A 16,489-nucleotide genomic window follows, 5' to 3' on the forward strand; every position below is an offset into this window, starting at 1 on the left:
GAGCTCTGCTCGCGAAGCTTTTTACCTCGCCAGGTTCGCGAGCAGAGCTCGCTCCTACGCTGTTCTGCGCTTGCGGTATACGCGCGTCAGGCCGAAGCTATGCGGCCTGAACGGAGCCGCCCCATGAACCTCGCCGAACTCACCCAATGCCTGCATGCGATCCGCGATCGCAATGCCTGGCGCCCCTTCCACAGCCCGAAGAACCTGGCCATGGCCGCCAGCGTGGAAATGGCAGAGCTGGTGGAAATCTTCCAGTGGCTCAGCGAAGAGCAGTCGCGCCAATTGCCGGCCGAACAGCTGGCGCATGCCGGCCAGGAAGTCGGCGATATCGTTCTCTACCTGTTGCTGCTGTGCAGCGAGCTGGGCATCGACATGGAACAGGTGGTGCGGGCCAAACTGGCCGACAACGAAAGGCGTTTCCAGCCATGACTGATCGTCACTTCGATGAACTGGCCACCCGTTTCGCCGAGAAAATCTACGGTGGTGCCAAGGGCGCGATCCGCCTGGCCGTGCTCCAGGCCGACCTCAAGGAAGCCCTGCCGGAACGCCCGCTGCGCGTGCTGGATATCGGCGCCGGGCTCGGTCATATGTCGCTGTGGCTGGCCCAGCGCGGGCATGCGGTGACCCTCGCCGAACCGGCCGCGCCGATGCTCGACGGCGCCCGCCAGCGCTTTGCCGAAGCCGGAGTAAATGCAACTTTTATCCAGGCGCCCTGGCAGGAGCTGCTCGGCCAGTTCAACCAGCCCTTTGATCTGGTGCTCTGCCATGCCGTGCTGGAATGGCTGGCCGAACCACACGCCATCCTGCCGGTGTTGCACCAGCTCACCGCGCCCGGCGGCTGGCTGTCGCTGGCGTTCTACAACAAGGACGCGCTGATCTACCGCAACCTGCTCAAGGGGCATTTTCGCAAGCTGCGCAAGGCGCACTTCGCCGGCGAGAAGCAGAGCCTGACGCCGCAGCGTCCGCTCGACCCACGCGAGCTGGCGGCGCAACTCGCCGAGCACTGGACGGTCGAAAGCCAGAGCGGTGTGCGGGTGTTCCACGACTACATGCCCAGCGCCTTCCAGGCCAAGGCGGAACTGGCCGACCTGCTGGCCATGGAACTGGAACATCGCCGTCACCCGGCCTTTGCCGGCCTGGGGCGCTACCTGCACTGGATCTGCCGGCCGCTGTAGCCGGATGCAATCCGGGATGCGGGCACAGAGCCCCGGATTGCATCCGGGCTACGCTGAAACGGGCTCCAGGAGACAAGCATGAAAGCCCTCATCTATTTCATTCCACTAGCCCTGCTGGCGGCCTGCCAGAGCCCCAACCCCTATGTGGCCGACTCGCGCCCGCTGCCGCCGGCACCTGCAGAAGCGGCCAGCCATTTCGACCGCAGCGCTTACCCGGCCGCCCCGCGTGACTACGGTCGCTACCGCAACTGGAGCTGGCTCGATGGCCAGTTGCCGAGCGGCAGTGCCTGGGCCGACAGTGCGCTGATCGCCGAGGCGCTGAGCAGCGGCCTCGACCAGCGCGGCCTGCGTCCGAGCAGTGGTGCTGGCGATCTACTGGTCAGCGCGTCCTTGCAGCTGGAACGCCGCCAATACCAGGTGCGCGAAGACTACGGCAGCTATTACGGCCACAGCCCCTATGGCGACCGCTACGGCATGTACGGCAGCGTGCCCATGGTGCGCAACTACGAGGTAGAAGTGGCGGTGGTGCGCATCGAACTGTTCGACGGCCAGAGCGGCCAGGCGGTCTGGAGCGCTAATGCCGAGGCGCCCAGCCAGGGCAGCCAGAGCGAGCGCGCCGATGCCCTGCGCCGGGCCATCGCCGACGCTCTGGGCAGCTATCCACCGAACTGAAACAGGACTTGCCGAAGCGCTCGGCGTGCGCTTCGATAGAGGCTCTACCCCGGAGGTTTGCCCATGCTGTCGCGCCTGTTGCTGATACCCATCCTGCTGTTGCTGGCGGCCTGCCAGACCGTGCAGGTGGAGCGTGATTACGATGCCAGCCGCGATTTCGCCGGCTACCGCAGCTGGAGCTGGCAAGAGCCGGCGCTGCAGTACCGTCCGGACGATCCACGGGTCAAGAGCGACCTCACCGAGCAGCGCATCCGCGAGGCCGTCAGCCAGCAGCTCGACCAGCGCGGCCTGCGTCCGGCGCCAGCGGGCAGCGTGGCCGATCTCAAGGTGCAGGTCTGGCTGATCGTCGAACCGCGCCAGGATCAGGTCAGCACCCACTACTCCACCGGCTACTGGGGTGGCGCTTGGGGCGGTTACTGGGGCGGACCGATCCAGACCGAAACCCGCACGGTCGACTACAAGGTGGCGACCCTGCAGGTCGACCTGCTCGACGGCAAGGACGGCAAGCTGGTCTGGCGCGGCAGCGCCGAGCAGGTCATGCGCCGCTCGCCGCCGACCCCGACAGAGCGCGAGGCGGCCATCCGCGAAACCGTCGGCCAGGTCCTCAGCCAGTACCCGCCGCAATGAATGACCGTCTGCTCAGCCATCGCCCGGCCCACGACGATGACCTCGCCGCGGTGCTCGGCTTCGTGCACAACGCCGAGGAACTGTTCTTCGCCTTCCCCCGCGCCAGCTGGCCGCTGACCCGCGCCCAGCTGAGCGAAGCCTGCGCCACGCGCCAGGGCAGCACCCTGGCCCTGCTCGACGGCCGCCCGGCCGGCTTCGCCAACTTCTATCAAAGCCAGCGTGGTGAGTTCTGCGCCCTCGGCAACCTGATGATCGCCCCCTGGGCCCGCGGCCAGGGCGTGGCGCAATACCTTATCGGCGTGATGGAGCGCCTCGCCGCCCGCGACTTCCAGGCTCGCGAGCTGCATGCATCATGTTTCAACCAGAACGCCGCCGGGCTGCTGCTGTATGCGCGCCTGGGCTATGCCCTCAGTGGCCTGGTCGAGCGGCAGAACAAACAGGGCGAGCGGGTAGCGCTGGTGCAGTTCTGCAAAACCCTGGTGACCTGAACTGTGGCTATGCGTAGATACTGTTATTCAGCACCACCTTTTGTAGGAGCCAGCTTGCTGGCGATCAGCGGGACGCAGCCTGCCTATCGCCAGCAAGCTGGCTCCCACTGGATCAGGCCAAGGGTGGATCGCGCTCCATCTATCCACCAAGCGGCGCCCGGGTGGATGCAAATAGCGTCATCCACCCGACGGGTTACGGCCCGGATGCCAGCGGACTGCCCCGCGTAGGTGGCAAACCCTGGCCCCCACTGGCCAACCGACCACACAAGCTGACCAACACGACAGCAAAGCGCATAATGCGCCGCCCTGTACTGCCCGGAAATCGCCATGCCCAACTGGTGGCTACTCGCCCTGCCCCTTATCGCCGGCGCCTGCCTGCCACTGCAGGCCGGTATCAATGGCCAGCTGGCCAAACACCTGTCCAGCTTCATGGCCGCCGCCCTGCTGTCGTTCCTGGTCGGTAGCCTGGCCCTGCTGATCATCGTCCTGGCTCAGCGCGACCTCGCCGGCATCGGCGCCTTCAAAGGGCTCAGCTGGTGGCACTGGAGCGGCGGCCTGCTCGGCGCCTTTTTCATCGCCACCGCCGCCTTTGCCGGGCCGCGCATCGGTGCCCTGTTGTTCATGGTGCTGGTCCTCGCCGGGCAACTGGGCATGGCCCTGCTGCTCGATCACAACGGCTGGGCCGGTTTTCGCGAAGCGCCGATCACTCTGGGCAAGGCCGCCGGCCTGGCGCTGATCGTCGCGGGTGTCTGGCTGATCCGCCGCGGCTGAGCGCTGGTTGGCAGCCACGCCCCTCGGTAAAACCACTGAGCGGGCGAGGCCGGCTCGTACTGGCATTTTGGTAGCAATCCCGAGCGACCTGTGGCTATGCTTGCAGAGGCCGTATTTGTGATCACAACACATGACCGATTCTGAACTGCCCAGCCAGCCGCAAACCTTCGCCCTCTGGCGTGAAGTGCAGGATACCCGCGTACGCACACGCCTCGGCGGCATCTATTACCTGCTGGCCTGGCTGCTGACCTGGCTGTTCAGCAGCGCGCCACTGGAGATGCTCGGCAGCGGCCTGCTCGCCTCGGCCTTCTTCGCCCTGATGCTGGCCCTGCGCCTGGTGCATCAACCGCCGGCGCAAAACAGCAGTGCCTGCCTGCAACTGTGGATCGATCGCCACTGGCACCTGATCCACGTTACCTCGCTGGCCTGGGGCACGGCCCATGCCTGGGCCCTGCAGGATGCCCAGTTCGAGCCTTCACGGCTGATCGCCACGCTCAGCACCATCGCCTTCAGCACCGCCATGGCCTTCAACTTCTCCATGCGCAAGAAACGCTGCGTGGCGGCCATTCTCCTGCTCTACCTGCCGGGGCTGGCCGTATTGCTGACCCAACGGGAAGAACAGCAAGCGCTGCTGGTCACCCTGGCGTTCTACCTCAGCTACCTGCTGCTGGCCCTCAACCGCAGCCACCGCGAATACCGCAATACCCTGACCATGGAACAGCAGCTGATCGACCAGCGCGAGCGCTACGACAAGCTCAGCCGTACCGACAGCCTGACCCAGCTGGGCAATCGCCTGCAGTTCAACAGCCTGTTCCCGGCCCTGGTGGCCAACGTGCAGCGCCAGGGCGGGCAACTGTCACTGGTGTTGCTGGACATCGACTTCTTCAAGCGCGTCAACGATGAACATGGCCACAGCACCGGTGACCAGTGCCTGCACGCCTTCGCCGAACGCATGCGCGTGGTGTTCCGCCGCGACAGCGATGCCCTGCTGCGCCTGGGCGGCGAAGAGTTCGGCGTGCTGATGATGGACACCCCGCTGGAGCAGGCCCGCGAGCTGGCAGAAGAGTTTCGCCACAACCTGGCCAGCCAGGGCCTGGAGATCCAGGGGCAAGTCCTGCCGATGACCGCCAGTATCGGCGTCGGCAGCTATGAGCCACGCCGCGATGGCAGTGCCGAAATTTTCTTCAAACGCGTCGACGATGCGCTGTACCTGGCCAAGGCCGAAGGCCGCGATCGCCTGGTACTGGCCAGCCTGGACTGAGGCTCACGCCAACGCCACTCTGCCGCGGCTGGGCGACGGTTGCAGGCAGGAGCCCCTAGCAGGCTGTTGCAAAACGTTGGCGAGGCAGCCAGCGCAAGGCGCTACGTTAGTAACAGCCTGCGGCTGGTCAAAACGGCGAAAAAGCGCAGTTTACGAGCTGTAAATGAGCATTTGATTCGCTGCGCTCACCCCTTCGGGGCCGTGCTAAAGCACGTTCAGCCTTAGACTGTGAGCCTGTTTTTAACGCCGCGATGGCAACGCAGGTAGTTTTTCAACAGCCTGCTAGTCCCGCCCCAGCTCCAGGATGCGTTCGATCAGCCACTGCAACGCCGCATCGCGCTGGCGCAGGCCGAGGCTGACGATATCCAGGTGGAAGGGCCCGAGGTCGAAGGGTAACTCGTGCAACTGCAGCGGCAGCAACTGGGCGAAATAGCGCGCCAGGCGCACCGGCAGCACGGCGACCAGCTCGCTGCTGGCGACGATGTGCGCAGCCTGCAGGTAGTTGGGCGTGGTGTAGACGATCTCGCGGCTCAGCCCGCGCTCGCCCAGCCACTGCTCGACCATGCCGCGGGTCTGCCCGCCATGCACCCACAGATGACGCAAGCCGAGGAAGCCGTCCAGATCGAGGCCATCCGCCAACTGCGCATGCTCGCGATGAGCCACCAGTTGCAGGGTTTCACTGACCCACTGCTGGCGCTGAAAACGCACCGGCACCTGCTCGAAGCGGCCCAGCACCAGATCCAGCTCGCCCTTCTCCAGCGCCTCGCCCGGCAAGCTGGGAGATAGGTGCTGGATATCGATGCGCAGCCCCGGCGCGCGCTCGGCCAGCAGCTTGAGCAGGCGCGGCATCAGGATCAGTTCGACATAGTCGGTCACCGCGATGCGAAAGCGCTGGCGGCTGCTGGCCGGGTCGAAGGGCGCGCCCTCGCCGAGGCTCTGTTCGATGCGCTGCAGGGCATCGCGAATCGGCGCTTCCAGGGCCAGGGCCCGCGGCGTCGGCTGCATGGCCCGGCCAACGCGCACCAGCAGTGGATCATCGAGCAGGTCGCGCAGACGATTGAGCGCATTGCTCACCGCCGGCTGACTGAGCGACAGGCGCTCGGCGGCGCGCGACACGCTGCGCTCGCGCAGCAGGGCATCGAGTACGCGCAGCAGGTTGAGGTCGAAGGTCAATATATTCACTTACTGAATTCAACTTATCACAAGACAAAATTTCCCAAATAGTAGCCCGGTACTTAAGGTGCGTCAGTTCCGTTTTGTGTGACTGACTTCTTCTGTGGGGGCGTTCGATGAGCAACAACTACACCATCCAGCAGGCTGCCGTGATCGGCGCCGGCACCATGGGCCGCGGCATCGTCATCAGCCTGGCCAATGCCGGCATCCCGGTGCTGTGGCTGGACAACAACCCGCAGATGGTCGAAGCCGGCCTGCAAATGGCCGAAGACACCTGGGCCCAGCACGTCGCCAAGGGCCGCATCAGCACCGGCGAGGCCAGCCTGCGCCGCGCGCGCATCCAGCAGATCGGCGACTACTCGGACCTGGCCGAGGTCGACCTGGTGATCGAGGCGGTGTACGAGAACCTCGAACTCAAGCAGAAAATCTTCCGCACCCTCGACAAGACCGTGAAACAGGGCGCGATCCTCGCCAGCAACACCTCGGCGCTGGATATCGACGCCATCGCCGCCGTCACCGCCCGCCCGCAGGACGTGCTCGGCCTGCACTTCTTCAGCCCGGCGCACATCATGAAGCTGCTGGAGATCGTCCGCGGCGCCAACACCGCGCCGGCCGTGCTGGACGCCGCCGTGGCCCTGGGCCAGCGCATCGGCAAGATCAGCGTGGTGGCCGGCAACTGCGACGGCTTCATCGGCAACCGCATGCTGCATACCTACGTCTTCGAGGCGCGCAGCCTGCTGCTCGAAGGCGCCTACCCGCATCAGGTGGACAGCGCCCTGCAGGCCTTCGGCTTTGCCATGGGCCCGTTCCGCATGTACGACGTGGTCGGCATCGACCTGGAATGGCGCGCCCGCGAACTGGCCGGCAAGGGGCAGGACGTCGCCCAGGTGCAGGTCGACAACCGCCTGTGCGAACTTAGCCGCTTCGGCCAGAAAGCCGGCAAGGGCTACTACGTCTATGCGCCGGGCAGCCGCCAGGCCGAGCACGACCCCGAGGTCGACGCCCTGGTGCAGCGCGAGGCCGAACGCCTCGGCTACCAGCGCCGCAGCGTCGGCCAGGAGGAAATCCTCGTGCGCTGCCTGCTGGCCCTGGTCAACGAAGGCGCGAAGATCCTCGAGGAGAACATCGCCGCCAACAGCCACGATATCGACCTGGTCTACCTCAACGGCTACGGCTTCCCGGCCGACAAGCAGGGCCCGATGGCCTGGGCCGATGCCCAGGGCGTGGCCGTCATCCGCGAGCGCCTGCTGCACCTGGCCGAGCGCTTCGGCAGCCACTGGCAACCGGCCAAACTGATCGAAAAACTGGCCGCCAGCGGCAAGCGCTTCGCCGACGTACAGGAGGGCCAGGCATGAACTACCAGGCGCCCCTGCGCGACATGCGCTTCGTCCTCCATGAACTGTTCGATGTCGCCGGCCACTGCGCGCGCCTGAGCAACGGTCTGGATCGCGAGCTGATTGACGGCGTGCTGGAAGAAGCCGCTGCCTTCACCGGCAACGAGATTGCCCCGCTCAACCGCAACAGCGACGAGGAAGGCTGCCAGCTGGTCGACGGTAACGTCACCACGCCCAAGGGCTTCCGCGCCGCCTACCAGCAATTCGTCGACAACGGCTGGGCGAGCATGACCGGGCCGACCGAGTTCGGCGGCCAGGGTTTCCCGCAGCTGGTGGCCTTCGCCTTCCATGAAATGCTGATGGCCTCGTCGCTGTCGTTCCGCGTCTATTCCGGCCTCACCGAAGGCGCGGTGCTGGCCCTGCACAAGCACGGCAGCGACGACCTCAAACGCGACTATCTGGGCAAAATGGTCAGCGGCCAGTGGACCGGCACCATGTGCCTGACCGAACCCCAGGCCGGCACCGACCTCGCCCTGCTGCGCACCAAGGCCGAACCGCAAGCCGATGGCAGCTACAAGGTCAGCGGCAGCAAGATCTTTATCAGCGGCGGCGAGCAGGACTTCTCCGAGAACATCGTGCATCTGGTGCTGGCGCGCCTGCCGGATGCCCCTGCCGGGGTGAAGGGCATCAGCCTGCTGCTAGTCCCCAAGTTCGCCGTCAACGCCGATGACTCGCTGGCGGCGAAGAACGCCCTGAGCTGCGGCGCCATCGAGCACAAGATGGGCATCAAGGGCGCCTCCACCTGTGTGATGAACTTCGACGGCGCCACCGGCTGGCTGATCGGCGAAGCCAACCAGGGCCTGGCCTGCATGTTCACCATGATGAACGACGCACGCTTCCAGGTCGGCCTGCAGGGCTTAGGGATAGGCGAGGCGGCTTTCCAGGGCGCCCTGCGCTATGCCCGCGAGCGTCTGCAGTCGCGTGGCCTGAGCGGCGCCGTGGCACCAGAGAAAGCCGCCGACCCGATCATCGTCCATCCGGATGTGCGGCGCATGCTGCTGACCCAGAAGAGCCTGGTCGAAGGCTGCCGCATGCTCGCCGCCTACACCGCGCGCCAGCTCGATCTGGAGCACGGCGCCGAAGATGCCGCCGCGCGCAAGGCCGCCGGCAAGCGCGCGGCACTGCTGATCCCGATCGTCAAAGCCTTCTTCACCGACATGGGCCAGGAAGTCGCCAGCCATGCGGTGCAGGTGTATGGCGGCCACGGTTTCATCCGCGAATGGGGCATGGAACAGCTGATGCGCGACAGCCGCATCACCCAGCTGTACGAAGGCACCAATGGCATCCAGGCGCTCGACTACATCCGCCGCAAGCTGCTCGGCGATGGCGGTGCCGAACTCAGCGCGCTGATCGGCGAACTCAGCGCCCTGTGCGACGCCCAGGCCCAGCGCCCGGCGCTGAGCGCGATGGCCCGCACGGTGCAGGCTCGCCTGGGTGAATGTCGCGAGTTGACTGCTGAGGTGATCGCCCTCAGCCAGCGCGACGCTCAGGAAATCGGCGCGGTCTCGGTGGACTTCCTGCAGTACTCGGCCTATGTGTTGCTGGCCGGTTTCTGGCTGCAGGCCGCCGCCGCCGCGCAGGATGCCCTGGACGCCGGTACCAGCGAGGCCGCGTTCTACCAGGCCAAGCTGCAGACCGCCGACTTTTACCTGCGCCGCGTGCTGCCACGCGCCAGCAGCCACCGCGAAGCCCTGCTGGGCGGCGCCGAGTGCCTGATGGCGATGCCGGAGGCGAGTTTCGCGTTCTGAGTACGTAGGGTGGATCACGCTTCACCGATCCACCGAGCGGAGTCATTGGTGGATGAGCAGAGCGTCATCCACCCTACTTCACTACCGAGCCGACTGAGAGCATCAGGTGAAAAAAATAAAAATAGCCCTCTATGTACTCCTGCTGATCGCCGCCACCCTCGGCGGTCTGTACGGCTACTTTCTATATGCGCCCAAGCCCGCCGAACCGGCCCTGAGCGCCACCCTGCAGCACGAGCAAATCGAGCTCGGCGGCCGGCAGCGCGACTACGCCTTCTATATCCCGGCCAAATTGCCGGCCAATGCGCCGCTGCTGTTCGTCCTGCATGGCTCGCTGCAGACCATCGCCGACATGCGCACCTTCACCGGCTACGAGTTCGAGCGCCTGGCCGACCAGCACGGCTTCATCGTCGTCTATCCGCAGGGCTTCGAGAACAACTGGAACGACTGCCGACGCAGCGCCGACTACCCGGCGCGCACGCAGAACATTGACGACCAGGGCCTGATCGCCGCACTGATCCAGCGCTTCGCCAGCCAGCATGGCGCCGACCCGCAACGTGCCTTCCTCGCCGGTTATTCCAACGGCGGCCATCTGGGCCTGCGCATCGCCCTGGAACAACCACAATTGCTGGCTGGCGTGGCTGCCATCGCCGCCAACCTGCCGACCGACGACAACCTCGACTGCACGCCGTCCGGCCAGGCCGTTCCGGTGCTGTTGATGAATGGCACCCGCGACCCGATCAACCCGTATAACGGCGGCATCGTCACTCTGTTCGGCCTCGGCAACCGGGGTACGGTGCAGTCGGCGCAGGAGTCGGCGCGCTACTTCGCCAAACTGGCCGGCTACCCGCAGGACGCTGTGCGCAGCAGCAGCGCCTGGGCGCACCAGGGCGACCGCGCCCAGCGCGTCACCCTCGACCAGTGGCAAGCCGATGGGCGTGCCGAAGTGGCCCTGTATTCACTGATCGGCGGCGGCCACCTGATTCCCCAGGCCGCCTTCCGCGCCCCACGCCTGCTCGGCCCTACCCTGTCCGGCTTCGACGGCCCGCAGGCGATCTGGGACTTCTTCGCCCGCCAGCGCCCCGCGCCGGCCCAGCCCTGATTCTTCGGAGGTATTGCCATGCAACCTTTCAGTTTTGCCACCACTGCGCAGATCCTCTGTGAATCCGGCTCGGCCGCACGCCTGGCCGAGCTGTGCCGCGAGCGCGGCGCCCAGCGCGTATTGATCGTCACCGATCCCGGCATCACCCGCTTCGGCCTGCTCGACGCGGTGCTGCCCGGCTTCGCCAGCGCCGGCATGACCGTGGAAGTGTTCGACCAGGTGATCGCCGATCCGCCCGAGGCCATCGTGCTCAACGCCGTGGAGCGTGCGCGTAGCCTGGAGGCACAACTGGTGATCGGCTTCGGCGGCGGCAGCTCGATGGACGTGGCCAAGCTGGTCGCCCTGCTCGCCCACCCGAGCTGCGCGCAGACGCTGAAGGACATCTACGGCGTGGGCAATGCCCGTGGCCAGCGCCTGCCGCTGATCCAGGTACCGACCACCGCCGGCACTGGTTCCGAGGTGACCCAGATCGCCATTATCACCACCGGTGAAACCACCAAGATGGGCGTGGTCTCGCCGCTGCTGCTGCCGGACCTGGCCGTGCTCGACGCCGACCTGACCCTCGGCCTGCCGCCAGCGGTGACTGCCGCCACCGGTATCGACGCCATGGTGCATGCCATCGAGGCCTACACCAGCAAGATCAAGAAGAACCCGCTGTCCGACCTGCTGGCCCGCGAGGCCCTGCGCCTGCTCGCCGCCAATCTGCATGAGGCGGTGCATAACGGGCAAAACCGTGAGGCACGCCAGGCCATGCTGCTCGGCGCCCTGTTGGCCGGCCAGGCCTTCGCCAACGCACCGGTGGCAGCGGTACACGCGCTGGCCTATCCACTGGGTGGGCACTTCCATATTCCCCACGGCCTGAGTAATGCCCTGGTGCTGCCGCATGTGCTGCGTTTCAACGCACCGCAGGCCATGGCGCTGTATGCCGAACTGGCCCCGCTGATCCTCGGTGAGCGCTTCAAGGGCGGCAGTGCCGAACAGCGCTGCGCCGAGTTCATCAACGAGCTGGCCGCGCTCAACCAACGCTGCGGCCTGCCCAACCGCCTACGCGATGCCGGCGTGCCACAGGACATGCTGCCACGCATGGCCAGCGACGCCATGCTGCAGCAGCGCCTGCTGGTGAATAACCCGCGCGAAGTCAGCGAAACCGACGCCCTGGCCATCTACCAGGCGGCGTATTGAGCACCCGGACTGGTAGGGTGGATGTCGCTTCATACATCCACCCTACGAATGCCGAGACACCATCGATAGGGGCCAATACAGCCCACGAATCAAACTAGCCCGCGCACCACCCAGGCCTTAGGGTGACACGCAAGCAAGACGAGAACAGCCCATGAGCCAACCCGAACACCTGCGCAGCGACTACGCGCACTTCCAGCCGATCACCACCCGCTGGCACGACAACGACGTCTATGGTCACGTCAACAACGTGGTCTATTACGGCTTCTTCGACAGCGCGGTGAACACCTACCTGATCGAGGTGGGCGGCCTGGATATCCACGACGGCAACGTGGTCGGCTTCGTGGTCAGCTCGTCGTGCGACTACTTCGCCTCCATCGCCTTCCCCGAGCGCATCGAGGTCGGCCTGCGCGTCGGCAAGCTGGGCAACAGCTCGGTGCAGTACGAACTGGCCATCTTCAAGGCTGGCGAAGACGAGGCCTGCGCCGCCGGCCGTTTCGTCCATGTGTTCGTCGACCGGGAGAGCAATCGCCCGGTGCCGATTCCCGACACCCTGCGCGCGGCGCTCGCCCGCCTGCTGCGCGACTGATCAACACAACCCCAAAAGAGGATTCCGCCATGCAAGACGCCGTCATCGTCTCTACCGCCCGCACGCCGATCGCCAAGGCCTTCCGCGGCGCCTTCAACGACCTCAAGTCGCCGAGCATGGCCGCCGTCGCCATCCGCGCCGCGGTCGAGCGCTCCGGCATCGAGCCGGGCGAGATCGAAGACCTGGTGATGGGCACCGCCATGCAGGGCGGCACCGCCTCGACCAACCTCGGCCGCCTGGCGCTGCTGGCCGCCGGCCTGCCGCTGTCGGTCAGCGGGCAGACCATCGACCGCCAGTGCGCGTCGGGCCTGATGGCCATCTCCATCGCTGCCAAGCAGATCATGGTCGACGGCATGGCCGTTACCGTCGGTGCCGGCCAGGAGCAGATCAGCCTGGTGCAGAACACCCACATGAAGTGGACCGCCGCCGACTACGATCCGGCCGTGGTGAAGATGGCCGAAAATGCCTACATGCCGATGCTGCAGACCGCCGAACTGGTGGCCAAGCGCTACGGCATCAGCCGCGAAGCCCAGGACGCCTACTCCCTGCAGTCGCAGCAGCGCACCGCTGCCGCCCAAGCCGCCGGCCTGTTCGCCAACGAGATCGTCCCGGTCAGCGCACGCAAGAAGCTGGTCGACAAGGAAACCGGCGCGGTCACTTTCGAAGACGTCACCCTCAGCATCGACGAAGGCAACCGCCCGCAAACCGTGCTGGGCGACCTGACCAAGCTCAAGCCGGTCATCGAAGGCGGCTGCATCACTGCCGGCAACGCCAGCCAACTGTCCGACGGCGCCAGCGCCAGCGTGCTGATGAGCGGCGCCCTGGCCGCCCAGCGCGGCATCCAGCCGCTGGGCCTGTACCGCGGCATCGCCGTGGCTGGCCTGGCTCCGGAAGAGATGGGTATTGGCCCGGTGTTCGCCGTACCCAAGCTGCTCAAGCAGCACGGCCTGAGCGTCGACGACATCGGCCTGTGGGAGCTCAACGAAGCCTTCGCCTGCCAGGTGCTGTACAGCGCGCAAAAGCTCGGCATCGATCCGGCCAAGCTCAACGTCAACGGCGGTGCCATCTCCATCGGCCACCCGTATGGCATGAGCGGCGCGCGTATGGTCGGCCACGCCCTGCTGGAAGGTAAGCGCCGTGGCGTGAAGTACGTGGTGATCACCATGTGCGTCGGCGGCGGCATGGGTGCAGCAGGACTGTTCGAAGTGCTGTAAGAACCTGTCAGTATCTCTTGATCGTCGGCCATGCTGCGTTGAAATCGGGCTCGGACTGCTCATTTACACCTCGTAAACTCCGCGTCCTCGCCCAATTTCGCCTTGCCTGGCTCTAGCTCAAAAGATCCTGGACAGGTTCTGAATCGCACGGTTGAACAAGCAAAAATGGCGGCCTAGGCCGCCATTTTTCATTCTCTTCTCAGGGCTGCAGCCAGAAGCGGCTGTCCGCCGCCGGCAAGCCGGGTGGCAGGTTGTTCTGCAGGATGATCAGGCGCCGCTGCGACAACTGACTGCGCCGCAGCTGTTCGCCGAAATGGCGCAGGAACAGCTCGCGGAAGCTGCCATCGGCCTGGATCAGCACCAGCCCCTCCTCGAAGCGCTGACGCAGTTCCGGCTCCGCGCGGTTGAAGGCGAAATACACCGGCAATGGATAGACCAGCGCCAGGTCGGGCTCGATCATCAGCTCGGGATGGCGTTCGGGGTGGTCGCCCACTTCCTCCCAGGCCTCGCTCAAGGCACGGTGGTAATAATCAAAGCGCCGCTCGGCGAGCATCGCCAGCAGGTTCTCCGGGTGTGATGAGCCCACCACCGGCAGACGGTTGAGGGCGAACAGCGGGAAGTCGCTCCACTGGCTGCCGAAACCGCCACGCAGGTGACGCAGGTCATCCAGGGTCTGCACCTGGGCGAAGCGCGGCGCATCCTCGCGATGGATCAGCAGCAGGCGGTAACCGAGCATGCCGGCGTGCAGGTCGAAAGGAATCATGCGCAGGTCGCGCAGACGCTCGGCATTGGGCGGCACATAAGCCAGGTCGACCATGCCGGAGCGCAGTTGCGCCAGACAGCGCTCCTGCGGCGGATCTACTCCCTGGGCCGCAGCCACGTGCAGTTCACCGTGAGTCGCGGCCGTGCGATCAAGGATCAGTTGAATCAGTTCGAGGCGATAGGCATAGCGACTGGCATCGTGCTGGCAGACCCGCAGCTCGGCCGCCTGCAGCCCGCTGCAGAGCAGCAGGCCGGTCAGAATCCAGCGGATCAGGGTCATGTCACAGCGCCAACGGCGCCCGCTCGCAGAGCGTCTTCAACGCACTCACCCACTGCGGATGCTCGTTCAGGCACGACACCAGCACCAGCTCCTCGCCACCGGCTGCCTGGAACTGCTCGCGGCCGCGGTCGCCGATCTCTTCCAGGGTTTCGATGCAGTCGGCGACGAAGGCCGGGCACATCACCAGCAACTTCTTCACCCCGGCCTTGCCCAATTCGTCGAGGCGCGTTTCGGTGTAGGGTTCGATCCACTTGGCGCGGCCCAGGCGCGACTGGAACGACACCGACCACTGCCCCGGCTTGAGTCCGGCGCGCTCGGCAAACAGTTCGGCACTGCGCAGGCACTGGGCGCGGTAGCAATTGGCAAGCACTTGCGGCGAAGCCGTCTTGCAGCAGTCGGCACCCTTGAGGCAATGGCCGCTGGGGTCGAGCTTGTGCAGGTGGCGCTCGGGCAGGCCGTGAAAGCTCAGCAGCAGGTGGTCGAAGCCCTGCTCCAGGTGCGGCTGGGCGCTGGCAACCAGGGCATCGAGGTACTCCGGCTGGTCATAGAACGGCGCCAGGGTGGCGAATTGCAGCGCCAGTTTGTGCTCGCGCACCACGCGCTTGGCCTCCTCGATCACCGTGGTCGTGGTGCTGTCGGCGAACTGCGGATACAGCGGCGCCAGGGTCACGCGCTTGACGCCCTGCTCGGCCAGGCGCAGCAGGGCCTTCTCGATCGACAGCGGGCCGTAGCGCATGGCCAGTTCCACCGGTCCCTGCTGCCACAGCGGAGTGATCGCCTGTTGCAGGCGCTGGCTGAGCACCACCAGTGGCGAGCCTTCCGGCCACCAGATCGAGGCATAGGCGTGCGCCGACTGCGCCGGGCGCTTGAGCAGAATCAGCGACACGATCAGGCGGCGCAATGGCCAGGGCAGGTCGATGACATAAGGGTCCATGAGGAACTGGTTGAGGTAGCGCCGCACATCGGCCACCGAAGTGGAGGCCGGCGAACCCAGGTTGACCAACAGCAGGGCATGATCTGTCATGCAGCGTCCTTAAACAGAGCGGCCAGGGCCGAATCGATAGCGGTAAAACGGAACTCATAGCCGGCGGCCAGCGCCCGCTGCGGCAGGGCCTTCTGCCCGCCGAGCAGCAGGCCGGACAGTTCGCCCAGGCCGACTTTCAATAACAACCCCGGCAGCGGCAACAGCGCCGGGCGCTGCAGGGCCCGGCCGAGAGCCTGGGCGAAGGCTTTGTTGCGCACCGGCTGCGGCGCGCAGGCATTATAGGGACCGTGGGCGTCGGGGTGCTGCAAGAGAAAGTCGATCAGGCCGATTTGGTCCTCCAGGTGAATCCACGGCATCCACTGCCGACCATTACCGATCGGCCCGCCCAGGCCCAGTTTGAACGGCAGCAGCAGGCGTTGCAGGAAGCCACCATCGCCCGCCAGCACCAGACCGGTACGCAGCAGTACCACGCGAATACTCAGCTCCTCGGCGCGCAGGGCAGTTTCTTCCCAGGCGCTGCACAACTGCGCGGCGAAATCCTCCACCACCGGCGGGCTGTCCTCGTGCAGTTCGCGCTCGCCGCCATCGCCGTACCAGCCCACGGCGGAGCCAGAAATCAGCACTTTCGGCCGCTGCGTGCGACCTTCCAGCCAGGCCAGCAGTTGCTCGGTCAAGGCCACCCGACTGGCCCACAGCAGCGCCTTGCGCTTGTGCGTCCAGGGTCGATCGGCGATCGGCGCGCCGGCCAGGTTGATCACTGCATCCAGCGGGCCGTCACCGTAGTCCTCGAGGCGGCCGATGGCGCGCACTGGCGCCCCGCACAAGCCGGCCACCCGGTCAGGCGTACGACTCCATACGGTCAGCTGATGACCCTGCTGCAACCACAGGCGACAGAGTGCGCGACCGATCAAACCTGTACCGCCGGTCAGCAAGATGTGCATGGCATCGTCCTCGCATGGCGTTAACCACCAGTCTCACCCTAGTCTGAATTATGACGCTAACGCGTGCCTTGTCCGCCGCGTTGCAACGTCGCAGTTTCAACAGGTCCGCGATTGGAACCGATAAAAGCTGT

General features: G+C 65.8%; 17 protein-coding genes. 13 read left to right on the forward strand and 4 right to left on the reverse strand.

From position 1 onward, the window contains the following. The first annotated feature begins 123 nt into the window (after positions 1 to 123). From LRS11_RS00440 to LRS11_RS00470, 7 genes are all read left to right on the forward strand, one after another. The gene (locus LRS11_RS00440) at positions 124 to 429 is read left to right on the forward strand and encodes a nucleotide pyrophosphohydrolase (protein WP_260495047.1); all 306 of its coding nucleotides are present in this window, start codon (positions 124 to 126) and stop codon (positions 427 to 429) included. Then, positions 426 to 1,175 carry a methyltransferase domain-containing protein gene (locus LRS11_RS00445; protein ID WP_260495048.1) on the forward strand — a complete coding sequence of 250 codons (750 nt, stop codon included), beginning with the start codon at positions 426 to 428 and terminating at the stop codon, positions 1,173 to 1,175. Before LRS11_RS00440 ends, LRS11_RS00445 begins: the two co-directional genes overlap by 4 nt. A 78-nt stretch (positions 1,176 to 1,253) precedes the next feature. Further along, positions 1,254 to 1,847: a DUF4136 domain-containing protein gene (locus LRS11_RS00450; protein WP_260495049.1), complete on the forward strand. Its 594-nt coding sequence runs from the start codon at positions 1,254 to 1,256 to the stop codon at positions 1,845 to 1,847. A 63-nt stretch (positions 1,848 to 1,910) separates the two neighbouring features. After that, positions 1,911 to 2,474 carry a DUF4136 domain-containing protein gene (locus tag LRS11_RS00455; RefSeq protein ID WP_260495050.1) on the forward strand — a complete coding sequence of 188 codons (564 nt, stop codon included), beginning with the start codon at positions 1,911 to 1,913 and terminating at the stop codon, positions 2,472 to 2,474. Continuing rightward, complete coding sequence (locus LRS11_RS00460; protein WP_260495051.1) at positions 2,471 to 2,962, forward strand: GNAT family N-acetyltransferase; 492 nt, start codon at positions 2,471 to 2,473, stop codon at positions 2,960 to 2,962. The genes LRS11_RS00455 and LRS11_RS00460 overlap by 4 nt, the downstream gene beginning before the upstream one ends. A 321-nt stretch (positions 2,963 to 3,283) precedes the next feature. After that, positions 3,284 to 3,733: a DMT family transporter gene (locus tag LRS11_RS00465; RefSeq protein ID WP_260496985.1), complete on the forward strand. Its 450-nt coding sequence runs from the start codon at positions 3,284 to 3,286 to the stop codon at positions 3,731 to 3,733. A gap of 130 nt (positions 3,734 to 3,863) precedes the next feature. Further along, positions 3,864 to 4,994, forward strand: a complete 1,131-nt coding sequence (locus tag LRS11_RS00470) for a GGDEF domain-containing protein (protein WP_260495052.1) — start codon at positions 3,864 to 3,866, stop codon at positions 4,992 to 4,994. Between the two features lie 282 nt (positions 4,995 to 5,276). Here the strand turns inward: LRS11_RS00470 and LRS11_RS00475 are convergent, their stop codons facing one another. After that, positions 5,277 to 6,176, reverse strand: a complete 900-nt coding sequence (locus LRS11_RS00475) for a LysR family transcriptional regulator (RefSeq protein ID WP_260495053.1) — start codon at positions 6,174 to 6,176, stop codon at positions 5,277 to 5,279. Between the two features lie 107 nt (positions 6,177 to 6,283). Between LRS11_RS00475 and LRS11_RS00480 the strand changes: the two genes are divergently transcribed. From LRS11_RS00480 to LRS11_RS00505, 6 genes are all read left to right on the forward strand, one after another. Continuing rightward, entirely contained in the window at positions 6,284 to 7,522 is a 1,239-nt protein-coding gene (locus LRS11_RS00480; protein WP_260495054.1) for a 3-hydroxyacyl-CoA dehydrogenase, read from the forward strand. Next, the gene (locus LRS11_RS00485) at positions 7,519 to 9,309 is read left to right on the forward strand and encodes an acyl-CoA dehydrogenase C-terminal domain-containing protein (RefSeq protein WP_260495055.1); all 1,791 of its coding nucleotides are present in this window, start codon (positions 7,519 to 7,521) and stop codon (positions 9,307 to 9,309) included. The genes LRS11_RS00480 and LRS11_RS00485 overlap by 4 nt, the downstream gene beginning before the upstream one ends. 106 nt (positions 9,310 to 9,415) lie before the next feature. Further along, positions 9,416 to 10,408 (forward strand): alpha/beta hydrolase family esterase, encoded by a 993-nt coding sequence (locus tag LRS11_RS00490; protein WP_260495056.1) that lies wholly within the window; start codon positions 9,416 to 9,418, stop codon positions 10,406 to 10,408. 18 nt (positions 10,409 to 10,426) lie between these two features. Continuing rightward, the gene (locus LRS11_RS00495; protein ID WP_260495057.1) at positions 10,427 to 11,590 is read left to right on the forward strand and encodes an iron-containing alcohol dehydrogenase; all 1,164 of its coding nucleotides are present in this window, start codon (positions 10,427 to 10,429) and stop codon (positions 11,588 to 11,590) included. A 151-nt stretch (positions 11,591 to 11,741) separates the two neighbouring features. Next, positions 11,742 to 12,176, forward strand: a complete 435-nt coding sequence (locus LRS11_RS00500; protein ID WP_260495058.1) for an acyl-CoA thioesterase — start codon at positions 11,742 to 11,744, stop codon at positions 12,174 to 12,176. 29 nt (positions 12,177 to 12,205) lie between these two features. Beyond that, positions 12,206 to 13,390 carry an acetyl-CoA C-acyltransferase gene (locus tag LRS11_RS00505; RefSeq protein WP_260495059.1) on the forward strand — a complete coding sequence of 395 codons (1,185 nt, stop codon included), beginning with the start codon at positions 12,206 to 12,208 and terminating at the stop codon, positions 13,388 to 13,390. 199 nt (positions 13,391 to 13,589) lie between these two features. Here the strand turns inward: LRS11_RS00505 and LRS11_RS00510 are convergent, their stop codons facing one another. From LRS11_RS00510 to LRS11_RS00520, 3 genes are read right to left on the reverse strand one after another with little or no spacing between them, the layout of a single operon-like run. Next, positions 13,590 to 14,432: a substrate-binding periplasmic protein gene (locus LRS11_RS00510; protein WP_260495060.1), complete on the reverse strand. Its 843-nt coding sequence runs from the start codon at positions 14,430 to 14,432 to the stop codon at positions 13,590 to 13,592. Between the two features lies 1 nt (position 14,433). Continuing rightward, positions 14,434 to 15,456 (reverse strand): ferrochelatase, encoded by a 1,023-nt coding sequence (locus LRS11_RS00515; protein WP_260495061.1) that lies wholly within the window; start codon positions 15,454 to 15,456, stop codon positions 14,434 to 14,436. After that, a complete protein-coding gene (locus LRS11_RS00520; protein WP_260495062.1) occupies positions 15,453 to 16,358 on the reverse strand; it encodes a TIGR01777 family oxidoreductase in 906 nt (301 codons plus the stop codon). The genes LRS11_RS00515 and LRS11_RS00520 overlap by 4 nt, the downstream gene beginning before the upstream one ends. Positions 16,359 to 16,489: the final 131 nt, after the last annotated feature.

It is taken from the genome of Pseudomonas sp. J452, assembly GCF_024666525.1.
Taxonomy (GTDB): Bacteria; Pseudomonadota; Gammaproteobacteria; order Pseudomonadales; family Pseudomonadaceae; genus Aquipseudomonas.